This window comes from Methanoculleus receptaculi (genome assembly GCF_033472595.1).
Classification (GTDB): Archaea; Halobacteriota; Methanomicrobia; order Methanomicrobiales; family Methanoculleaceae; genus Methanoculleus; species Methanoculleus receptaculi.
Map to the genome: position 1 here is coordinate 1,415,495 of NZ_CP137642.1, position 21,196 is coordinate 1,436,690.

At 61.2% G+C, this 21,196-nt stretch carries 18 protein-coding genes and 1 tRNA gene; 7 read left to right on the forward strand and 12 right to left on the reverse strand.

Going from position 1 to position 21,196, the window contains the following annotated elements:
* Positions 1–141 precede the first annotated feature (141 nt).
* Genes cobA through R6Y96_RS07315 form a run of 6 tightly spaced genes read right to left on the reverse strand, consistent with a single transcriptional unit; the run spans position 142 to position 5,822 of the window.
* Entirely contained in the window at positions 142–870 is a 729-nt protein-coding gene (gene cobA / locus R6Y96_RS07290; protein ID WP_318620597.1) for a uroporphyrinogen-III C-methyltransferase, read from the reverse strand.
* A complete protein-coding gene (gene hemC / locus R6Y96_RS07295) occupies positions 867–1,751 on the reverse strand; it encodes a hydroxymethylbilane synthase (protein WP_318620598.1) in 885 nt (294 codons plus the stop codon). The genes cobA and hemC overlap by 4 nt, the downstream gene beginning before the upstream one ends.
* Positions 1,736–2,983 (reverse strand): glutamate-1-semialdehyde 2,1-aminomutase, encoded by a 1,248-nt coding sequence (gene hemL, locus R6Y96_RS07300; protein ID WP_318620599.1) that lies wholly within the window; start codon positions 2,981–2,983, stop codon positions 1,736–1,738. The genes hemC and hemL overlap by 16 nt, the downstream gene beginning before the upstream one ends.
* On the reverse strand, positions 2,970–3,953 hold the full coding sequence (hemB, locus tag R6Y96_RS07305; RefSeq protein WP_318620601.1) for a porphobilinogen synthase: 984 nt from the start codon (positions 3,951–3,953) through the stop codon (positions 2,970–2,972). Before hemB ends, hemL begins: the two co-directional genes overlap by 14 nt.
* Positions 3,932–5,203, reverse strand: a complete 1,272-nt coding sequence (hemA, locus tag R6Y96_RS07310) for a glutamyl-tRNA reductase (protein ID WP_318620602.1) — start codon at positions 5,201–5,203, stop codon at positions 3,932–3,934. The genes hemB and hemA overlap by 22 nt, the downstream gene beginning before the upstream one ends.
* On the reverse strand, positions 5,196–5,822 hold the full coding sequence (locus tag R6Y96_RS07315) for a precorrin-2 dehydrogenase/sirohydrochlorin ferrochelatase family protein (RefSeq protein ID WP_214022004.1): 627 nt from the start codon (positions 5,820–5,822) through the stop codon (positions 5,196–5,198). The genes hemA and R6Y96_RS07315 overlap by 8 nt, the downstream gene beginning before the upstream one ends.
* A gap of 196 nt (positions 5,823–6,018) precedes the next feature.
* Here R6Y96_RS07315 and R6Y96_RS07320 point away from each other — a divergent pair, with 196 nt between their 5' ends.
* Both R6Y96_RS07320 and R6Y96_RS07325 read left to right on the forward strand, forming a co-directional pair.
* The gene (locus tag R6Y96_RS07320; RefSeq protein ID WP_318620604.1) at positions 6,019–6,711 is read left to right on the forward strand and encodes a PrsW family intramembrane metalloprotease; all 693 of its coding nucleotides are present in this window, start codon (positions 6,019–6,021) and stop codon (positions 6,709–6,711) included.
* A 102-nt stretch (positions 6,712–6,813) separates the two neighbouring features.
* Positions 6,814–6,885 (forward strand) — tRNA-Gly (locus R6Y96_RS07325).
* 983 nt (positions 6,886–7,868) lie between these two features.
* On the opposite strand, the gene fae is transcribed toward R6Y96_RS07325, so the two are convergent.
* Complete coding sequence (gene fae, locus R6Y96_RS07330; protein ID WP_318620605.1) at positions 7,869–8,372, reverse strand: formaldehyde-activating enzyme; 504 nt, start codon at positions 8,370–8,372, stop codon at positions 7,869–7,871.
* Positions 8,373–8,697: 325 nt separating this feature from the next.
* Here fae and R6Y96_RS07335 point away from each other — a divergent pair, with 325 nt between their 5' ends.
* A complete protein-coding gene (locus tag R6Y96_RS07335) occupies positions 8,698–9,801 on the forward strand; it encodes an inositol-3-phosphate synthase (protein WP_318620607.1) in 1,104 nt (367 codons plus the stop codon).
* 178 nt (positions 9,802–9,979) lie between these two features.
* On the opposite strand, the gene R6Y96_RS07340 is transcribed toward R6Y96_RS07335, so the two are convergent.
* The 5 genes from R6Y96_RS07340 to R6Y96_RS07360 form a co-directional block, all read right to left on the reverse strand.
* Positions 9,980–10,627, reverse strand: a complete 648-nt coding sequence (locus R6Y96_RS07340) for a DUF2284 domain-containing protein (protein WP_318620609.1) — start codon at positions 10,625–10,627, stop codon at positions 9,980–9,982.
* A gap of 144 nt (positions 10,628–10,771) precedes the next feature.
* Positions 10,772–11,902: a helix-turn-helix domain-containing protein gene (locus tag R6Y96_RS07345; RefSeq protein WP_318620611.1), complete on the reverse strand. Its 1,131-nt coding sequence runs from the start codon at positions 11,900–11,902 to the stop codon at positions 10,772–10,774.
* The gene (locus R6Y96_RS07350; protein WP_318622504.1) at positions 11,886–12,872 is read right to left on the reverse strand and encodes a homoserine dehydrogenase; all 987 of its coding nucleotides are present in this window, start codon (positions 12,870–12,872) and stop codon (positions 11,886–11,888) included. The genes R6Y96_RS07345 and R6Y96_RS07350 overlap by 17 nt, the downstream gene beginning before the upstream one ends.
* A complete protein-coding gene (locus tag R6Y96_RS07355; protein ID WP_214022914.1) occupies positions 12,872–13,360 on the reverse strand; it encodes an amino acid-binding protein in 489 nt (162 codons plus the stop codon). The genes R6Y96_RS07350 and R6Y96_RS07355 overlap by 1 nt, the downstream gene beginning before the upstream one ends.
* A gap of 209 nt (positions 13,361–13,569) precedes the next feature.
* Entirely contained in the window at positions 13,570–14,739 is a 1,170-nt protein-coding gene (locus tag R6Y96_RS07360; protein WP_318620614.1) for a proteasome-activating nucleotidase, read from the reverse strand.
* A 53-nt stretch (positions 14,740–14,792) separates the two neighbouring features.
* Between R6Y96_RS07360 and R6Y96_RS07365 the strand changes: the two genes are divergently transcribed.
* The 4 genes from R6Y96_RS07365 to R6Y96_RS07380 all read left to right on the forward strand — a co-directional run bounded on the left by R6Y96_RS07365 (position 14,793) and on the right by R6Y96_RS07380 (position 21,002).
* The gene (locus R6Y96_RS07365; RefSeq protein WP_318622505.1) at positions 14,793–15,194 is read left to right on the forward strand and encodes a DUF126 domain-containing protein; all 402 of its coding nucleotides are present in this window, start codon (positions 14,793–14,795) and stop codon (positions 15,192–15,194) included.
* A gap of 518 nt (positions 15,195–15,712) precedes the next feature.
* A complete protein-coding gene (locus R6Y96_RS07370) occupies positions 15,713–18,883 on the forward strand; it encodes a tetratricopeptide repeat protein (protein WP_318620615.1) in 3,171 nt (1,056 codons plus the stop codon).
* 71 nt (positions 18,884–18,954) lie between these two features.
* Positions 18,955–19,782 (forward strand): N-formylglutamate amidohydrolase, encoded by an 828-nt coding sequence (locus tag R6Y96_RS07375; RefSeq protein WP_318620616.1) that lies wholly within the window; start codon positions 18,955–18,957, stop codon positions 19,780–19,782.
* Positions 19,782–21,002, forward strand: coding sequence for a RecQ family ATP-dependent DNA helicase (locus tag R6Y96_RS07380; protein WP_318620618.1), 1,221 nt, complete (start codon positions 19,782–19,784; stop codon positions 21,000–21,002). Before R6Y96_RS07375 ends, R6Y96_RS07380 begins: the two co-directional genes overlap by 1 nt.
* Positions 21,003–21,196 lie beyond the last annotated feature (194 nt).

Below are 21,196 nucleotides of genomic sequence, written 5' to 3' on the forward strand. Positions count from 1 at the left end.
GCATGAGCACTAAATGTGCGGAGACACCACGGTCCAGTGTATCGGGCTTTTTCCTCGTTCAACTGTTCAGTTCGTCGCAACGCGACTTAATAAGCGCCAAAAAAAGAACCGCACCGACACAGGTATGGGGGGGCGGTCGCTTCACCCCTCATAAAGTCCCACAACCCCGCCGATGACGATCACCGCTGGCGGTCTGACATCCGCCGCACGGGCTTTATCGGCGATATCGGCAAGCGTCCCGACCGTCACGCGCTGGTCCGGCCGTAACCCACGCTCAATGACCGCCACCGGGGTCGCAGGATCCTTCCCGTGCGCGGTCAGGGCTGCTGCGATTTTGGGGAGGTTCTTTACCCCCATCAGGATGACGAGCGTCCCCTTCAGCCGCGAGAGGACCTCCCAGTCGAGGGCGGACTCAGGTTTTGCTGGATCCTCGTGCCCCGTGATGAATGTCACGGTCGAGGCGTAGCGTCGGTGGGTGACCGGGATCCCGACCATCTCCGGGACGGCAATGGCGCTCGTCACACCCGGCACGACCTCGACAGGGACGCCGTGCGCCCGGAGCGTCTCCATCTCCTCCCCCCCGCGGCCAAAGAGGAAGGGGTCACCACCTTTCAGGCGTACGACAGTCTTTCCCTCCTTCACCCGCTCGACCATCAGCGCCTCGATCTCGTGCTGCTCCAGGGTATGGTTACCGCCGTACTTCCCGCAGTCGATGAGTTCGGCGCTCCTGGGGAGAGTCGCCAGGATCTCTTCACCCGGGAGCTGGTCATAAAGGATCACATCCGCGCTCTCGATCACCTCACGGGCGCGTATCGTCATGAGGCCCAGACCACCGGGTCCTGCCCCAACCAGGTAGGCTCTTCCTGTCATGGCCGTATCCCCAGTGCTGCGTAGGCCTCCCGGATCAGGTCGGCCGCCTTCTCGCGCAGTTCTCGGCCGCATTCCCGTGCCTCCTCGATCGTCGTGACGCGCCGCTCGATACGCTCCCACCGGGAGCCATCGAGCGAGAGCACCTCGGCAACCAGGTCTGTGCCCCGGCAGTATATCCCCTGCGGGGTGAAACAGCCTCCACCGACCTCCTCCATCACGGCGCGCTCGATCCCGGCGTCAAGACGAGCCCGGGCATGGTCAAGCTCTGCAATCGTCTCGACGACCGCCGGGTCATCGCGGCAGACCACAGCGATCGTCCCCTGATTCGGCGATGGGACAAACCTCTCCGTGGGAAGCGGTTCGCCCTCCAGCGTCAGCCCGAGCCGTTCAAGACCCGCCTCGGCAAGCACGATGGCGTCGTAGCGCCCCTCCCGGAGTTTCCGGATCCGGGTATCAACGTTCCCGCGCAGTTCTCGCACCTCAAGCGCCGGGTCGTCGCGGAGGATCTGGGCGCGGCGCCTTGTGCTCGACGATCCGACGACGCGAACCGCATCGAGCGGGGCGTCGTGCGCCAGAAAATCGGCGGCAGAGTCACGCTCAAGCACCGCAGGGCATGCAAGCCCTGCCGGACGCGCCGCCGGGATATCTTTCATGCTGTGCACAGCAGCATCGATCTCGCCGCGGAGGATGGCGTCATCGAGGGCCCGGACAAAGACCCCCTGCCCCCCGATGGCATGGAGCGGGACGCCGGTCGTGGTGTCGCCCTCTGTTGTGATGGTGACAACCTCTGCATCGACGCCAAGGTCAGCAAGCAGGCCAAGAACCTTCTGTGTCTGCGCCATAGCAAGAGCGCTCCCCCGTGTGCCTATGCGAAGAGACATGACCTGTAAGCGTCCGCAATCTTCTCGATATCCGATCTGCTGTGCGCGGTGGAGAGAAAGTTCGTCTCAAACTGTGACGGCGGGAGGAAGACCCCTGCATCAAGCATCGCCTTCCAGAACCGTGAGAACGCCTCCCTGTCACACTCCTGGACGTCCCTGTAGTTCCGGGGGGGCGCCTCCCTGAAGAAGTGCTTGAAGAGCGAGCCCGTCCTGACAAACGAGCCCCTCTGCGCATCCACTGTGGCCTCCTCGATCGCCCGCGCCGCCTCATCCAGGTGCTGGTAGACCTCCGGGTGGGTGTGAAGCCAGCACAGCGTTGCATACCCCGCCGCAAGGCTTGCAGGGTTGCCGCTGAAGGTTCCGGCCTGGTAGACCGGGCCTGAGGGTGCGACCAGTTCCATGATATCGCGCCGCCCCCCGAACGCTCCGATGGGAAGCCCGCCACCGATGATCTTTCCAAATGTTGCAAGGTCTGGTTTAACCCCGTAACGCACCTGCGCACCCCCGATCCCGACCCGGTAGCCGGTGATCACCTCATCAAAGATCAGGAGGGTGTCGTGTGCGGCGGTGATCTCCCGGATATCAGCGAGATAGCCGTCCTCGGGCAGGACGGGGCCGATGTTTCCCATGATGGGCTCCACTATGAACGCGGCAACATCCTCGTTCCCGGCGAGCAGGGTTTCAAGCGCCTCAGGGTCGTTGTATGGGACCTGCCGGGTGTGGGCAACAACGTCCGCCAGGACGCCTGCGGAGTCGGGCACTCCAAGGGTCGTCGCCCCGGAACCGGCCTTCACCAGGACAGCGTCGTGGGCGCCGTGGAACCCCCCCTCGACCTTGACGATATCCTGCTTTCCGGTGTAGCCGCGGGCAGCGCGGATCGCGGCCATCGTGGCTTCTGAGCCTGAAGAGACGAACCGGACCATACCTACCGCTGGATGGTCATCGACGATCCTCGCGGCAAGGTCTATCTCAAGCGGTGTCGGGGTGCCGTAGAGCCACCCCTTCTCAACCTGGCGCACGATTGCGTCCCTCACATCCGGGTGAGCGTGGCCGAGTATGAGTGGGCCGTAACCGAGACAGCAGTCGATGAACTCCATGCCATCGACGGTCATAAGACGCGATCCCGCCGCGCGTTCCACGTAGAACGGGTATGGCCTGATCGCCCTGACCGGGCTGCTGACCCCGCCGGGCATCAGTTGCTTTGCACGGGAAAAGAGGTCACTGCTCTTCATCAAGCCACCTCGCTGCATCTTCTGCATAGTATGTGATGATAAGGTCGGCCCCCGCCCGTTTTATGGCTATGAGACTCTCGATGGCAACCGCCCTCTCGTCCAGCCAGCCGCGTTCTGCAGCGGCTTTGATCATAGCATACTCCCCGCTGACCTGGTAGGCGGCAACCGGCAGCCCTATCCGCTTCACGGAGGCCAGGATATCAAGGTAGATCCCGGCCGGTTTGACCATCAGTATGTCAGCACCCTCTGCGCTGTCGAGTTCCGATTCCATCACAGCCTCGCGTGCGTTCCCGGGGTATATCTGGTAGGTGGTCCTGTCGCCGAACGTAAACCCGGAGTCTGCTGCATCGCGGAATGGGCCGTAGAGGGCGCTTGCAAACTTCGATGAGTAGGACATGATCAGGGTGTCTGTATGCCCGGCAGAGTCGAGAGCCTGCCGGATCGCCCTGACCATGCCATCGAGCATGCAGGAAGGCGCGACGATATCGGCACCGCTCTCTGCGTGTGAGACGGCGATCCGCGCCATCAGGTCAAGCGAGGGGTCGTTTAAGAGGTCGGGGCCATCGGCGGTCTCTCCGACGATCCCGCAGTGGCCGTGGTCGGTGTACTCACAGGCGCAGAGATCGGTTATTACCGCCATACCTCCAAGCCCTCTCTTGATCCCCCTGACAGCCCGCTGGACAACGCCGTCGCTTGCGTATGCCGCGGTCGCCCCGCTGTCTTTCTCCGCCGGGATGCCAAAGAGGATCACCGCCCGGATACCGCTATCCATGAGACGGCGGCAGTGGTCGAGAACGCCGTCCACCGGGTGGCGGAACTGCCCCGGCATCGAGGCGATCGGGATCGGCACATCTATCGATTCATCCACAAAGACCGGCGCGATCAGGTCTGTCTTTCGCAGTTCTGTCTCGCGGAGGAGCGGCTGGATGATCCGCCTGCGCCTCCGTCTCATTCTCTGTTCTGGAAACATGATTCTCCCCGGGTAATTGCCCTTATCAGGGTCTCTGCCGTGTTTAGATCGCCGCGTTCCGCGCTTGTCCGGATGGCCGTGGTCACGTCCGCCAGGAGTTTTTTGGTGAGCGCTCTCGTCAGGTCGTCGACTATTGTCTGCGTGCGTTCGTCCACCATCCCGAGTCGGGCGAGCGCACGGTCGCGTTCACGCCCACGGATCGACTCCGCCCACGTGTAGAGGAGGGCGAGCATCTCGTCGGCCGCCGTCCGGCGGAGGAGCCGGATGAAATGCTCAAGTTCCTCCTCGATTATCTGGCGCGCCCGGTTGGCCTCGTCCCTCCTGGAGGCCATGGCAGCCTCGTTGACGCTACGGAGGTCGTCGATGGTGAAGAGGTGGACGCCCTCGATCTCGCGCACACCCTCCTCGATGTCGCGCGGCTGGGCGATATCGATCAGGATCAGGTGGCGGGGCTGGCGGTCGAGCGGCCAGAGGCGTTCTTTCATAGCCTCACGGACACCCTCCGTCCGGATTACCGGGTGCGGTGCGGCGGTGCATGATATGACGACGTCGGAGAGAGCGATGTAGCGGTAGAGGTCATTGAAGTTGACCGCAAGTCCCCCGATCTTCTCTGCAAGCATCACAGCGCGGTCGTAGGTTCTGTTGGCGACGTAGATTGCGGTGAGGCCTTTCGCGGCCAGGGCCTGCGCCACCAGCACCCCCATCTCCCCGCTGCCTACCACCAGGATGTGCCGGTCGCTCAGGGTGCCAAGGAGTTTCTCTGCAAGCGCCACCGCAGCGGAACCGACTGAGACCGCGCCGCGGTTGATCCCTGTCTGGCGCCGGACCCTGACACCTGCATGCACGGCCTTGGTGATGCAGAGTTCGATTGCAGCACAGGATGTTCCTGCCTTCTCCGTGGTTGCAAGCGCCTGTTTGAGCTGACCCAGGATCTGGTCCTCGCCGACTATCAGGGAGTCGATACCGGCGGCCAGTTCCAGGAGGTGGCGGGGCACGGCCTCGCCCTCGATGAGCGTAAACCCGTCCCTCCCCATCTCGTGCAGGAACTCTTCAAGGCTACGTCCATCCCCCTGCACCAGTACCTCAACGCGGTTGCAGGTCTGGAGCAGGAGCACGCCGCGGAACCGTTCCCGCGCTTCGCGGAGAAAAGCCGTCTCGTCAGGGAACCTGAACGCCTCAAGCGTGGCGATGTCGGCGGTGTGGTGGCTGACGCCCGCGATAGCGAGGGGGATCATGAGCGGTTCAGGCATGGAGGTACCTCGTGATCGCGAGTTCGCGTGCACGGCCGTAATCAAGGGCCAGCAACTCCCGGATCTCGTCATCCAGCAGGATCTTCCAGAGGGTGCGTGATCGCTCTGCCTGCACCGGTTCGGTCTCCCGGAGGATTGAGCGCATCTCTTCCTGCAGGTCGATCATCCGATCCAGGTCTGCATACTCCGACTCAAGCCTCATCCGGAGGTAACGTGATACGGCAGGGCTCTTTCCGCCGGTGCTGATAGCGATGAGGTAGTTGCGTCCCCGGACGACCGAGGGGATGATGACGTCGCCGGGTTTTCCCGCGGCGTTGTTGAAGAGGACGCCGGCCGAGGCGCAGAGTCTTCCTATACGGTTGTTGAGGGCCGGATCGGGTGTTGCGGCTACCGCAAGGAATGCGCCATCCAGGAGTTCCACGATTGCATCATCCGGGAGAGAGGCGAGGTCGGTCTCGTGCCGCCTGACCGAAAGACCGTCAAACCGTGGTGAGAAAGAACGACTGATCACCGTCACCTCCGCTTCATGCTCGAAGTGCGCAGCCTTCCGGGCACCGACACCGCCTCCACCGAAGATGAGCACCCTCCTGCCGGTCAGATCAAGCATGAGAGGGATCATTCGTTCTATAGTGTGGTGAATAGACTACATTAAGGTGTTGAAATGCCGGTTTCACCAAGAAACTGGTGGATCCACCGGGAGCATCTCTCCCTGAGACCTGTTCCCGGTCAAGTTTATACTTTTTCATGCCTGGTCTTGAAGATGGTGAAATGCCGCGCGGAAAGGCTCTTACTCTCCAGGAGATGAATCAATATGTGTGGTCGCCGTCGAGCCGCTTCTGATCCTTGCCCTGGCACTGGCGCCGGGTGTGTTCTGGGCGTGGTACTTCTACCGGAGGGACAGATTCGAGCCCGAACCGGCGGCCATGGTCGTGAAGATCTTCATCCTGGGTCTCCTGGTCACGTTTCCTGTTGCCTTCACCGAGGGATTCATCGGTCTCTTCATAGCGTCCCCCATTCTCATGGGCGCCGTTGTAGCACCCATGGTCGAGGAGTACGGCAAGTTTGCGGTTGTGCGCCGGTTTGCCTGCCAGAACACCGAGTTTGACGAACCGATGGACGGTATCGTCTACGCCGCTGCCGCTGCGCTCGGGTTGGCAACGTTTGAGAACGTTCTCTACGTCTTTTCGGCTTACCTGACCTCTCCCTCACTTGCGTTCAGCACGGTCATCGTGCGTGCGATCTTCTCGGTCCCGGGGCATGCGCTCTTTGCCGGGGTCTGGGGCTACGCTCTCGGTCAGGCCCGGTTCGCGCCCGCCGAGAAGCGACCCTCCCTCATCCGTCGGGGGCTCGTTCTGGGGATGGCGCTGCACGGCATATTCAATCTCCTGCTCATCTCCGCAGAAATCATCGCTTACGCCATGGCTGCGTTCATCCTGGTCCTGACACCTGGTCTCTGGATGCTTGCGAACCGGAACATAAGGCGGGCTCTGCGGAAGGGGCACCGTTGAGACGAGCGGCGGTGCACAACCGCCGCAGCGGGCAGGTCTTCGATAGGCTTATTAGCCTGAAAAACTCATCCTCTTAGGCACACAGTGCGAAAGCACAGGCGTGCGCCGATAGTGTAGTGGTTATCACTAGGCGTTGCCAACGCCTAAACCCGGGTTCGAGTCCCGGTCGGCGCATTCCAGCGTCAGGCTGGAATCTCTTCTTCTCTTGCACACGGATAACTTGCTATGTGGAGACCGTAGCCGGGCAGTGAGTTATGATAAGTCCCGGTAGCCGTGGCAGGGGACGAGACAGGATTTCGGCAGGGTGTTCACATCAAGCCGTGGAGATGCTCTCCCCGGCAGTGCATCGATGGGATATCACCCCGCGGGGGTGGGGCTGACGGGGAGGGGGTGGATCACCCCCTCCCCTCTCTCCTGCATCTCCGATTGAACGGTGTTCATAGACCACCCCCACCTCCCGGCGCGTTCCGCGCCTCCTCCCGCCCCCTGCAAGGGGGCGGGCAGTTGATTGGCGATTGGCCCGGATAGAGTGCACGGGGAGTGGAGGCAGGAACTTCGGGGGGGTGTCGGGTGAGACCGCGAAGAGACTGCCAGATCCCCCGGCACCGTATCGATGGGATATCGCCCCCCCTGGGGGAGGGGCTGACGGGGAGGGGGTGGAACATCCCCCTCCCCTGTCTCATGCGTCTCCGATTGAACGGTGTTCATAGACCACCCCCACCTCCCGGCCGCTCACGCGGCCTCCGCCCGCCCCCTGCAAGGGGCGGGCGAGTGTTTGGCGATTGGCCCGGTGGCCGTGCCATGGGACGAGACAGGATTTCGGCAGGGTGTTCACATCAAGCCGTGGAGATGCTCTTCCCCGGAGACTGTATCCATGGGGAATCGCCCCGTGGGGGTGGGGCTGACGGGGAGGGGGTGGAACATCCCCCTCCCCTGTCTCATGCGTCTCCCGTTGAACGGTGTTCGCTGGATCACCCCGCCAGGAAAACGTCCCGGGACCTTTAACTTGCGGGGGTGAAGGGGGCGGAGCGGGAAGTCCCCGGTCTTCTGGCCGGGGATGAAAGTGGAGCCAAGACCTCTACATCACATCTCTGTGGTGCACGTGTTGACCATGATAGCCGGGAAGCCCCGCCCGAGAGGCGCGGGGTAGTTCACTCTCACGCAAAGGGATGCTTCGCAGTATCTTTCTGTGCGAGCACGTCCTTCATCTTCGGCTCGCCTCTTATCGCCCGGTGAATTGCGGTCTTCGTCGCCTCGTAGTTCCAGTCGTAGATCTTCTTCTTGTCCTTTGCATCCCACTCTATGAAGACCGATGCTATGATCAACAGGTTATCGGCCTCTGCCTCCGGGATGATCCCTTCAGCAACGCTGTCCACTACCGCCTTCGCGACGGCTGCCTGGGCAGGCCCGAAGATCAGGAGAGCCTGGTCTGCATTCTTGATGGTTACCTTGTTGACCATCAGCGTCGATGGTTTTGCCGGAACGTTCGGTGTGAGCACCGCAAGAAGTGGTGTGTGCCCCCGTGCAGGCGATGCGAGCGCCGTGACAAACGCCTGCTCAACGCTGCTCCCTTTCTTGCCTATGACAAGATCGATATGAGCAACCTCCGGGCCTTCGCCAACAAGCGCTTCTCCAATCAATGCATGTTCAAAATCAACCATGGTTTACTACCTCCTGAATATAATCGTGTCAATCTGGACCAGTAGAACAAAAAAGGTTGTGGATGGGGCAATCAGAGACAAAGGGGCGATGATGGGCGGGTGCTTCCACACGGTGCGGCCCTGGACGTTCAGACGAGTCACCTTTCTCAGGCCACAAAACCATCATCATGCTCAAAGACCATATCCTTATATTCACCACTGAAGCAAATTACTCATAAATCAGAGGTGTTGAAAAGAGGTGTGTCTTTGCAACCTCTGCTGTCTCTGGCGCGGGTAGCAGAAAAAGATCTGTGTCAGAAAACGTACCAGCTGATGGAGGGCTGTTGTGGATTCTATCAAGATTGCAATAGTGGGTGTTGGAAACTGTGCCAGTTCCCTGCTCCAGGGGATTGAATACTATCGGGGAAAGAGCGAGAAGGACGCAATCGGGCTGATGCACTGGGATCTCGGCGGCTACCGACCTTTTGATATTGAAGTGACCGCGGCATTCGATATCGATGCAAGGAAGGTTGGAAAGGACGTTGCAGAAGCGATCTTCGCGCCTCCCAACTGCACCACAGTCTTCTGCCCGGAGGTGCCGAGAACCGGCGTGACCGTCCGGATGGGCCGGGTACTGGACGGCTTTCCGGAGCACATGCTCGACTACAAGGAAGATTGCAGGTTTGTTCTCGCCGACGAGGAGGAGGCGTCACGTGAGGATATAGTCCGGGAACTTGAGGACTCGGGCGCCGAGATGCTGCTCAACTACCTCCCGGTAGGCTCGGAGAAGGCCGCAAGGTTCTACGCCGAGTGCGCGCTGGAGGCTGGTGTAGGGTTTATCAATAACATGCCGGTCTTTATCGCGAGCGATCCTGGCTGGGCAGAGAGGTTTAAGGAACGCCGCCTTCCGATCATCGGTGATGATATCAAGAGCCAGATCGGCGCCACAATCACCCACCGGGTTCTTGCCGATCTCTTCCGCCAGCGGGGTGTTGTGCTTGAACGGACCTACCAGCTGAACACCGGCGGCAACACAGATTTTCTGAATATGCTCAACCGCGATCGCCTTGCCTCAAAAAGGAGGTCTAAGACCGAGGCGGTTCAGTCGGTCCTGAAAGAGCCCCTTGACGCTGACAACATCCATATCGGCCCGAGCGATTACGTCTGCTGGCAGAAGGACAACAAGGTCTGTTTCCTCAGGATGGAGGGGAGGATCTTCGGTGACGTCCCCATGTACCTCGACCTCCGCCTATCCGTTGAGGACTCCCCAAACTCAGGCGGGATAGTCATCGACGCCATCCGCTGCTGCAGGCTTGCCCTTGACCGGGGTATCGGCGGGCCGCTGATCTCTCCTTCAGCCTACTTCATGAAGCACCCTCCGGTGCAGTTCAGGGACGACGACGCCTACCATATGACTGAAGAGTTTATCCAGGGGCTCCGCGACTCCTGAAACCCTGGAGAACGTCCCTTCATCGACCACTCCACCTCCCGGGGGGCCGTGCAACTGTCTTGGCGGTTGCCTCACGGAGAGCCATGCCGGGGGAGTGGAGATCTCCATCCTGACACCGTCTCGATGGAGAAAACCACACCTCAGCGGATGAACGAAAGAAGAGGGGATTCCAGGCGCCTCACTCGATGAGGACGAGCCCCACGGATCTGATGTTGCCGTGCTCGATCTTGCCGTACTCAAGGTTCCTGCACGGGACTATATGGATATCCCAGCCTGCCCTTTTGGCGGTGGAAAATACATCTATCCCGGCAGCCTCCATGCTCGGCCGGACGAGGTCCATGTGCCGGCAGAGCCTGCGGATGCTCTCGTCAACAACACCCTCCCCTTCCTCTGCGACACAGTGGAGGTGCTCGCAGTATATGCAGGGGTATCCTCCGAACCCGAAGGCCTTCGGGAAATCATCGTAAAAAGCCGTCTTCTCCAGGAAATGCACCGTTGAGTTCACCCACAGGATCAGGTCGCGCAGGAACGGGTGAAAGTCAAGCGGTATCTCTTCAGGTTTGAGGTCGGGATGCCCCGGTATACCCTCAAACTTGAGGAGCAGTCCGGTGCTGTACTCACCGATCATCTGCCGCGTCTCGGCGGGTGCGGGAGCATATGGCGGACAGGACATATGCTTCCCGTAACCCTTGCAGCCGTAGCGGCACTTGAACCGCACCCACTCTGCGACCACGATCTCGTGGGCCGCTATCCGCCGCGGCTCCGCCCCCCGGTCTCGCGCCAGGGACGAGAGTTTCTCGATCTCCTCCTCCAGTTCGACCCGCACGTCTCCTCGCCTCGATGATGTGTATCATCCATATCCCACTATTTATAGGTTACTTGAGAACCGGGTCTGAGATCTCTCGGGCAAGGGAGAGATAAAACGCGAGGATCGGGGATCGAACTATGCCGTCATGGGCGAAATTGAGACTCAATGGTGCTCTGGATTCCAGTCTGTGCAGACGTCCATTCCCGGATCGAGCAGCACCTTGTGCGGGAGACCGATGAGTGAGACCGCCGCGAGCGCCCCTATAACACCACGCCCACCGTGGAGGTGCACCCCGAACCGCCTGGCGGTGACCTCGGCCTCCTCCCGCTCGATCACCGCCTCTCTTGCGACCTTACCGTAAGCGCGGAGGTCACGAGGTACCACAAATCCCTCCCGGAGAGCGATTCCCCACTCTGGGGACGCCGCCTCCCCGGCGACAAACCGCACCGCGGCCTCCTCTATCCGAGGGATCATTGAGGGTTCCACCGCAACCTCGATGCAACTGCAGGAGTTTCCGGCAGTCCTGGGCTCGAGGTGGGGGTTAAGCATCGCGACGCGGTGACCGATCGGCATGACGCCATCGAGTTTCGTGAGATGTTGAAGGAGGGCGAGGGCCAGGGCGAAGGTTGCGCCCTCCGCAGCAGTATCGGTGTCATCGATACCAATAGCGACGTAAGCAAGCGCCCGGGTGACCACCTCTCCCTCGACCAGAGGCCCCTCGCGGTGGACGGTTACGCCACACACACCCTCTGCAAAGGACATCATATCGGTGAGAGAGTAAGCCGGGCCGCCGATACACCTGATCTGCTGACGGATAAGGCCATCTTCGTAGAAGACGCCGAGAATCCCCACTGCCGGCGCAGGATCAAGACCCACAGCGACCTCCTGCCGTCCGAGGTGCGCCCGCTCACGGAGCAGCGTCCCGTCTCGCCAGACAGACTGGAGAGCACCACCCGCGCGGGCGTGATGGAATTCGCAGAACGCAGCGCACCCACCGCTCATGCACTCGTGATAGATCTCGACCTCCTCACCATCAATCGTGGTGAATACCCGGCGGCAAGCGCTCTCCGGCATCACGCTGATCGCCACATACCGCGCAGCGTGCCGACCCCGCTGCTCTTCCAGCAGAGCGACGCAGCCCTCCTCGATGAGACGGTTGACCCAGTCCTGGATGGTGCTCCGGGGGATGCCGGTTGCTTCAGCGATACCGGCGACCGTGAAGTAACCGTTATCCAGCGTTGCCTGACGCATCAGTCGCATCAGTTGCTTTCTCCGCTCAAGAACCCTGGACATACCTGTCACGGATGTAGAGTATATCGCCGATCACAGCACTGGCGGTCTCGATGGAGCCCGCGCCCTTGCCGATGAACGTGAGGTCACCGGCGAGATCCGTCTCCACCGTAACGGCGTTGAGTGTCCCCTCGACGACGAGGGGGTGCGTCTTTGTGATTATACGTGGCGATACACGAAGCACTCCAGCCGCCGGGACGATCTCACCTATCAGCCGGATGGTACAGTCCTGCTCTTCTGCCAGGTGGAGGGCCTCGGGCGTCAGAAGGGATATTCCCGTCCTATCCACCCTATCAAGCGTGGTCTGCATATCGAGGACGGTATTTGCCAGGATTACCAGTTTGATCGCCGCGTCGATCCCTTCAACATCGTATGTGGGGTCTGCCTCTGCATACCCGAGTTCACGGGCTTCGGCCAGAGCCTGTGCGTAGGTGAGACCTTCTGCAGCCATCCGGGTGAGGATGTAGTTGCAGGTGCCGTTAAATACTCCGTAGAGCCGGGAGATGGTGTTGCCGGCAAGCCCTTCCTGCATGGCATGTATGAGCGGGATCGCACCGCAGACCGTTGCCTCGTACCTGAGGGTGACGCCATTCTCCTCGGCAAGCACTCGCAGTTCCGGGTATGCGAGTGCGATTGGGCCCTTATTTGATGTGACAACGTGTTTCTTCCGCTGCAAAGCCGTCTGGATATGGTTGAGTGCAGGCCCACCGTTCTCCACGTTTGTAGGTGTCACCTCTACCAGGATATCATAGTCTGCCCCGGTCACCACATCGATCGGCCGAATATCCGGACTGCCACATGGAGCACCCTCTTCCTTTCGGGCAAGTGCTGCTTCAATGTCGATCCCGGCAGGATCGATCATTCCACTTCGTGAGTCAGCAAGACCGGTGACAAGGATATCAAGGTTTTTTGCAAGTATCACACGGGCTATGCCGCGACCAACGGACCCGAAGCCGAGTATGGCGATCCGTATCATACGCTCTCCAGAGGCTCGATTATGAGAATGTTCTTCTGCTCCGCGACCCTGCGCAGGATCCGGATTGCCCTCTCCATCTCCGTCCGGGTTGTTGAACGGATGGTGATGCGCGCAGACGATGGTGAGTCGATCGCCGGCATGACAAGCGAGAGTTCCGTCACCTCGGCCGAACCTGTTGTGTCGATCTGGTCGACCGTGTCGGATATGTCCGTGTGCATCAGATGCCCGATCATGATCAGCGTACACTCGTAGAGGAGGCGTTCTTCCCCTATACGCACGACTTTGACACCCTGCTGCCTTAGCAGGGCAAGAAGCTTCTCGAGGCGCCCCTCCGGAAGTTCCAGCACGATCTGTACATCAAGCACCTCTGTAGCCGCGTGGGGTTCTCTCTGGTGAATGACCGCGATGATGTTTCCGCCGACTGCTGAGATCGGCTGCAGGGCTGCGACCAGCTGGCCAGGCTGGTCTTTCATCTCGAGCTTCATGGATACCCGCAAAAAAAACCACCTGATGAATTGTTGATCTGCCGTGGAGATAAGCCTTCTACCACGCAGCAGCCCTCGTGTGGTGGTGATACCGCTTTTCATTGCGATTGGGATCTATTTTACGAAGAAAAGAGGCAGAAAACTCCCACAAGAGGGGGGAAAGCAGTCTTAACCTCTGCGGCGGGGAAAAACCGGGGGGATGGGGGCCCTCAGATATACATGCGGGCGTCTGGCGCTGGCGCCTCGCGCTTCACCTTCCGGATAGCCGCGATGAAATCTTCCTGGCCGACGGCGTCGGCGTTCCGCCGGATTGCCATCATCCCGGCCTCCCGGCAGATCGCCTGCAGATCTGCACCGGTGGTTTTTCCGGCGAGTTCCGCAACAACGGCCAGATCCACCTTCCGGGAGAGTGTCATCTTTGCGCTGTGGATCTTCAGGATCTCTATGCGCGCCTCGGCATCCGGGAGCGGGATCTCGATGATCCGGTCAAACCGCCCGGGGCGGAGGAGCGCGGGATCAAGCATATCGATCCGGTTCGTTGCCGCCATGATCCTGATGTTGCCGCGGTTCCCGAAGCCATCCATCTCGGCCAGGAGCTGCATCAGCGTCCGCTGGACCTCGGCACTGCCGGAGGTGCCGTCGTTTGTACGCATGCTCCCTATAGCGTCGATCTCGTCGATGAAGACGATGGCCGGAGCGCGCTCCCTGGCGAGTGTGAAAAGTTCGCGCACGAGCTGAGCGCCTTCACCGATGTACTTGTGGACGAGTTCGCTTCCCGACATCCTGATGAAACACGCCCTGGACTGGCGGGCAACCGCCTTGGCGATCAGGGTCTTCCCGGTCCCGGGTGGGCCGTAGAGGAGGATGCCCTTTGGCGGTTCAACACCTATACGCTTGTAGATCTCGGGTTTTGTGAGCGGGTACTCAACCGCCTCCCGGACCTCCTCGATCTCCTCTCTCAGCCCTCCGATCTGGTCAAACGTCACGTTTGGCTGCTCATCGAGCTCCATGACCCTGACACGTGCATCGTATATGTTTCCGATAATCTTGACGATCGAGAGGGTGTTGTTCACCGCCACCTTCATCCCGGGTTTGAGGGTGCTGTGCAGTTTATCGTTGACTACCGTGAGGTATTCCTGGTTGTTACCCTGCTGCCGGAGGTAGACTTCGCCGTTCTCGAGCACATCGACCACAGCGGCAACAAACAGCGGCACCCGTTTTAGCTGAGCATTTTCTTTGCGGAGCTGCCTGACTTCTTTTTCCAGCAACTCGTTCTTGAGTTTGTAGTCCAGGACCTGCGCCTTCAAATCCTGGATCTGGAGTGTGAGCATATCGTGCTCGTTACTGCTGCTGGAACTGTTGCCAATGGTTTCGTCCATGCCAATCATATAGTTAAATCTCCACCTACATTATTACTGTGGTGCAGGTCATCATGCAGGGCAGAGGCATATCCAGGGGTCGCGGAACCGGAGAACTCCTAGTATCACCTGAACCCATATCTTTCCTCTCCGGCGTCGACCCCGAGACCGGCGTAGTGGTTGAGCACGACCATCCGCTCGAGGGGCAGTCGGTCACCGGAAAGGTGCTGGTCTTCCCCTACGGCAAGGGATCGACGGTAGGCTCATACGTGATCTACGCGTTGAAGCAGAACGGGGTTGCACCGGCCGCTATAATCAACCAGGAGGCCGAACCTATCATAGCGGTCGGCGCCATCATCGCCGGGATACCGATGGTCGACCGTCTGCCGCCGGAGTTCTATAAACTCTCACCTGGCAGGAAGGTGACGGTGAACGGGGATACGGGGGAGGTCTGCCTGGACGGGGAGACCGGATAGGGGTTGAAGCGTTTTACCTGACCTGATTCTTGCCGGCGGGCAGTGATTGACGATTGACCCTGGATAGCCGTGCACAGGAGAGAGACAGGATCTCTCAGAATTGTCAGATGAGACCCCGAAGGGGCCGGCAGGCCCACGCGACCTCGCCGCCCGAGGTCGGTGCGGCCTTACAAGGTCTGCTGCAGCATCTTTTTTTACGAAGAACAGAAAGCAGGATGCCCCCGACGAGAGGAGGGGGAGCAGTCACAAAACCTCCGCCGCCCATCCTGCAGTGAAACATCCCTCCAAGAGCGGAGCCGCTAAAATCACGGCCATCAAACCAGTTCTCCGGGGCCTGTGCCCTGGTTTGATCCGCCTCACGATGATGAGATATCCCGCCGGCGGGATATGTATCGCCGAGGATCGTTTCAACCGGGATGCCGGGCTCTGAGTGGCTGGCCGATAAAAGACGTACAGGGCGGATGATCCAAAGTTGTGAATACTCTCCATGCAAAAGATAGAGCATCGGATGATGCCTGATGGATCTCTTCGGTAATATCCTTGGTTCCGGTAAGGGTGCAAACCCCGCGGTAAAACAGGGCCTCTCGCAGTTTGAGGCCGGGAACTACACCGAGGCGGTGAAAAGTTTCGAGAAGGCGTTCAGGGTTGAACCCGATAACCGTCTGGTCTGGCAGATGATGGGCCAGGCGCTTGCCTGCCTTGGCAGAGACACCGAGGCCGCGGAATGGCTTCGAAAGGTCATCAAGGTATCTCCGGACGATACCGGGGTGCTGCGCACGCTTGGCCATCTCCTTGCCCGCACCGGTGAGTATGAGGAGGCGGCCGCCTGTTTTGCACGGATCCTCGAGGAGAACCCTGGAGACGCCGATGCCGCATACTGGCAGGCGGAGATGCTCGAGAGGCTCGGCCGGTATGCCGATGCGGCAGCAGCATACGCAGAGGCGCTGGGTGCAAACCCGGAAGACGTTCTCCTGCGGGAGAAGTACGGGACGATGCTCGAGCGGTCCGGGAACTACCGGCAGGCGGCGATCTCCTTTGAGAAGGTCTACCGGTCAAACCCTGACCGCAGCGACGCTCTGGCGCGGGCGGGGGCTGCATTCCTTGGTATGGGGGATTACCAAAGCGCTGTGGAGACTTTTGACCGCCTGCTCAAAACCGGGCAGCATAAACTCGACGCACTCTACGGCAAAGCCCGGGCGCTTGAGAACCTGGGGCTATTCCAGGATGCCGCCGGCTGTTGGGAAGAGATCCTGGCCCTCGATCCCGGGAACGTCGCCGCCTGGTATCAACGTGGCTCGGTTCTCCTCCGCGCAGGAAGACCGGCAGAAGCAATCGAGTGCTTCGAGAAGGTGACCATCGCCGATCCAGACCATATAGCGGCCCGTTATGCCATGGGGCTGGCCTGTGAGGTGCTCGGCCGTCACGACCGCGCGGTCAAGAACTTCGACCAGATCCTCAAGCACGACCAGAACCAGGTTCAGGTATGGTACGCCCGCGGTATGGCGCTCATGCACCTCTCCCGCTACGAGGAGGCCATACAGTCGTTTGACCGCGTGCTCGAGGGCCAGGCGTCTGCCGGGACGAGGTTGATCTCGGGAGGTGCCGACCTTGCGCTCTTTGAGCGCGAAGACCTGGCCGAGAAACAAAAACGCATCTCACTGAAGTTCGATGCACCGGCTCGCGTTCTCCACACCTGCCGGGGGACGGCGCTGATGCACCTCTCCCGCTACGCTGAGGCAGAGAAGGAGTTTGACTGCGTTCTCGAGTCCGATCCCGGCAACGTTCCCATCATGGCGCAGAGCGGCATCGCGCTCCTCCACCTTGGCAGGTATGACGCAGCGGTCCGCCGCCTGGAGACTGTCCTCGAGACCGAACCCGGCAACATCGCCGTCCGGTCGATGCTAGCAGAAGCGCTTGCCAGCCTTGGGAGGTATGATGAGGCGCTTGCGTACCTGGGCGAGAGCGGAAACCTCTGCCGTAAAGGCGAGATGCTGCTGCACCTTGCGCGGTATGCCGGGGCGGTAGAGGCTTTTGAGGGCTTCCTTGAGATCTGCCCCCGCGATCCGGTGGCAGAGATCGGCTGTGGCGAGGCGCTGATGCACCTCTCCCGCTACGATGAGGCTGCTGGATGTTATGAGGCGGTGCTGGAATCCGACCCCAACAATCGGGCGGCGCTGCTCGGGCACGGCATGGCGCTCTTCTGCCAGGGGCGCTACCAGGAGGCGCTTGAGTCAGTCGATCACCTGGTGGAGGCCGATGCCGGAGCGCTCCTGCTGAAAGCCCGTCTCCAGGAGGCCCTGGGGCGCTACGCCGCGGCTGCGGAGTGCTACGAGACGCTTCTTGAGACCGAACCCGACGCCGCGGGCTACCAGGTGAACCTGGGGTTCGTTCTTGCCGCGCTCGGGCGCTTCGAGGAGGCCGCCACGTGGTTTGGGAAGGCCGCAAAAGCCAGGCCCGGGGATCTCTTTGCCTGGTACGGCAGGGGGCAGGCCCTGGAGAGGCTGGGGCGCCACGCCGCGGCTGCGGAATGCTACACCACGGTCGTCCGCGAGCGGCCGGATGATACCGCCGTCGTCTCCGCGCTTGCCGCCATTCTCGCACATCTCGGCAGACACCGGGAGGCGATCGAGTGCTGTGAGAAGGTGCTCGCCGCCGATCCCTCAAATCTCGCGGCCGCCCGCCTCAGGGCCGGGATCTTCGAGGCTCTCGGAGAGCACGAGGAGGCGGCAAAGGCCTACGAGCGTTACCTTGACCTCGTGCCCGGTGACCGCGACGCCAGGATGGCGTTCGGGATGACGCTTGAGCGCGGCGGCAGGTTTGATGACGCGATCCGGCAGTATGCGCTTCTACTCAAGAAAGACGAAGACGATATGGGGGCGTGGTATGCCCTGGAGAGCGCCCTGATGCACATGGGCAGGTATGATGAAGCGCTCCAGTGTTCTGAAAAGATCGTCGAGGCGAACCCCGATAACGTGGCCGCCTGGCAGCGGCGGGGGGAGATCTTGATCTGGCTCGGCCGGTATGCCGATGCGGCGGGATGCCTCGAGAGGGTGACCGCGGCCGATCCGGAAGACCTCGTAAGCCTGCGCCTGCTCGGCGAGGCTTACGAGAAGGCCGGCAGATACCAGGACGCTCTTTCGGTCTACACGGCGTTGCTGGAGAGGGAACCTGCCAGCATCGAGACACTGTATGCCCGCGCCTCCGCCCTAGTCCATCTCGGGCGTTACGGCGAGGCGGTCAGGTCGATTGACAGGATAATCGCAATCCAGGAGGAGAACCCTGCCGCGCTCTTCATGCGGGGGGCGGTGCTTGAGAGGGTCGGGAGGTATGACGAGGCTCTTGCAACCTACGAAAAAGCGCTCGAGATCGACCAGGAGAACGCGGCCGTCTGGATGGCTGCCGGGATCCTCATGGATGGAGTGGGGCGGCACAATGATGCCGTCAGAGCGTTTGACCGGGCGATTGACCTCGGCGGTGGCGGCGTCCACGCCTGGCTCTGCAGGGGTATCGCCCTCGACCACCTGGGTAAACCCGATCAGGCCATCGCCTGCTACGATAAGGTTCTTGAGGTCGATCCGCACCAGGCCCGGGCGTGGTACCTCAAAGGCCGGGCGCTCGACCGCCTGGGCAGGTTTGCCGATGCGGTGGCGTGTTTCAACTCTGCGCTCGAAAATGAGCAGGATGCGTGAGTGGCGGGTTTTCCCGCCCCTCCAGACCGCTGCACTTTTGTGATGGGCGGCCGATATGACCTGCAGGGTAGATGATCGACCGGTATCCCTTCCTTATATCGATCCCGCACGGGGGCACCAGCGTTCCGCCGGAGGTCCGCGGTCTAGTCAACCTCAGCCATAAGGAGATAATCTACAACAGCGACCCAGGGACGCGTTTCCTCTACGGGTTTGACGACTCCGTTGAGGCGGTGATCGATTTTGAGGTCTCCCGGATCTTCGTCGACACCAACCGTCCGCCTTACGCTTACCCGCCGCGGAGTCAGGACGGCGTTGTCAAGGTCATCACCCAGGACGGGACGCCGGTCTTTCGGAATGGCCAGGCGCCCGGGAGGGAGGTGGTTTCTGCCCTCCTGAAGAACTATTACCACCCCTTCCATGCAAGACTGGCCGGGGCGTTCGAGAACCACCCCATAGGGATTGCCTTTGACTGCCACAGCATGCTCCCGAGATCGCCGCCGGTTCAGCGGGATGCCGGACGTGAACGCCCGATCATCTGCCTTGGCAATCACGGTGACCGAAACGGGAGACCTGCGGCGAAGAACCGCCCCGTGACCTGTCCCCCTCCATGGCTCCAGGCGCTCGCCCGCTCGTTTGAGGAAGAGTTTGCGGGAGAGGGTAGGGTCGCGATGAACGATCCGTTCCGGGGCGGGTTCATAGCGGCTGCACACCACCGGCGGACGCGCGTCCCCTGGGTTCAGATCGAGGTGAACCGTGCACTCTACGAGACGGAGGACGGCGAGGTTGTGCAGGAGAGGCTCGTTGAACTCCGGGATCGGATCTTTGCCGCCATAACGCGCTTCTGGGACGGCGTCTCCGGGGAAGATGCTATGCCGGTTGAGCGCCCATCTAGGAGTTGATGGATCGGCTGCACCTGATCCTGGAACGCTACTTCGGGTATCAGGCGTTTTACCCATACCAGCGCGAGATCATCCAGGATCTCCTTGCGGGCCGCGATGTCCTGGCGGTTCTTGCAACGGGGGCCGGGAAATCGCTCTGCTACCAGGTTCCCGCAGTTCTCGGTGATGGGGTAACCCTGGTGGTCTCTCCCCTTATCGCCCTGATGAAGGACCAGGTCGACAGCCTGCAGGCGAGGGGGATCGGCGCGGCAACCCTGAACTCCTCGACCACCTACGCGGCCAGGCGGCGGACGCTTGCCGAACTCGAGGAGGGTTCTGTCCAGGTCCTCTACGTATCGCCGGAGAGAGCGGTCAGCGAGGATTTTCTCGAGTTCATCGCAACTCTGCACCTCAACCTGATCGCGGTCGACGAGGCGCACTGCATATCGATGTGGGGGCACCAGTTCCGTCCGGAGTACCGGGCGCTTGCCGTCCTCAAGGAGCGTTTCCCCAGCGTGCCGATGGTCGCCCTGACGGCGACCGCAACGCCGGATGTCCGCCAGGATATCGTGCGCCAGCTCAGGCTGGCGGATCCCGCCGTTTATGTCGGGAGTTTCAACCGCGAGAACCTCCGTTACGTTGTTGTCCGGAAAAACGGCGATGCCTTCAGGCGGCTCCGCGATTACCTGCTTATGCGTCGGGGCGAGGCCGGGATCGTATACCTGGCAACCCGCGAGGGGGCGCGTGAGATTGCGGGCGGTCTCCGCGCTGATGGTATCCCGGCGGAACCTTACCACGCCGGTATGGCGGCCTCCGCTCGTGGGGAGACGCATGATCGGTTCGCCAGGGGGGAGGCGGTGGTCGTCTGCGCGACAAGCGCGTTTGGCATGGGTATCGACAGGCCGGATGTGCGGTTTGTCGTCCACTACGATATACCGGAGACGCTTGAGGCCTACTACCAGGAGAGCGGTCGGGCCGGGAGGGACGGCAGGCCGGCTGACTGTATTCTCTTCTACGACGAAGGGGATGCACGCCGCCTCAGGTCGTTCATCGACCGCGACCTGGCTTCTGACTTCCAGCGCGAGGTCGCTCGCTCGAAACTCCAGGGGATGGTGGATTACTGCACCACCAGAAGATGCCGGAGGAGGTTTCTCCTGGACTATTTTGGTGAGCGGCTCGATGCGCCCTGCGGAGGCTGCGATATCTGTGCTCCGGGCGGGGATCGCTGCTTCATGCAATAACCCATCAAACCGGTTTCATCAGGCTGCGCCCGGGTTCTGATGATCCCGCAAGACCTCTGCCTGGACGGAGTCCGGGGAGCGTCCATCGCCGGCGCAGATACTCCATAGATGCGGTGCCCCGCGGGGTGGGGGTGTCCCGGCGAAGGCATATACCGTTTCCAGAGACTGCAAGAGAGGGGGGTCGGGTGATGCGA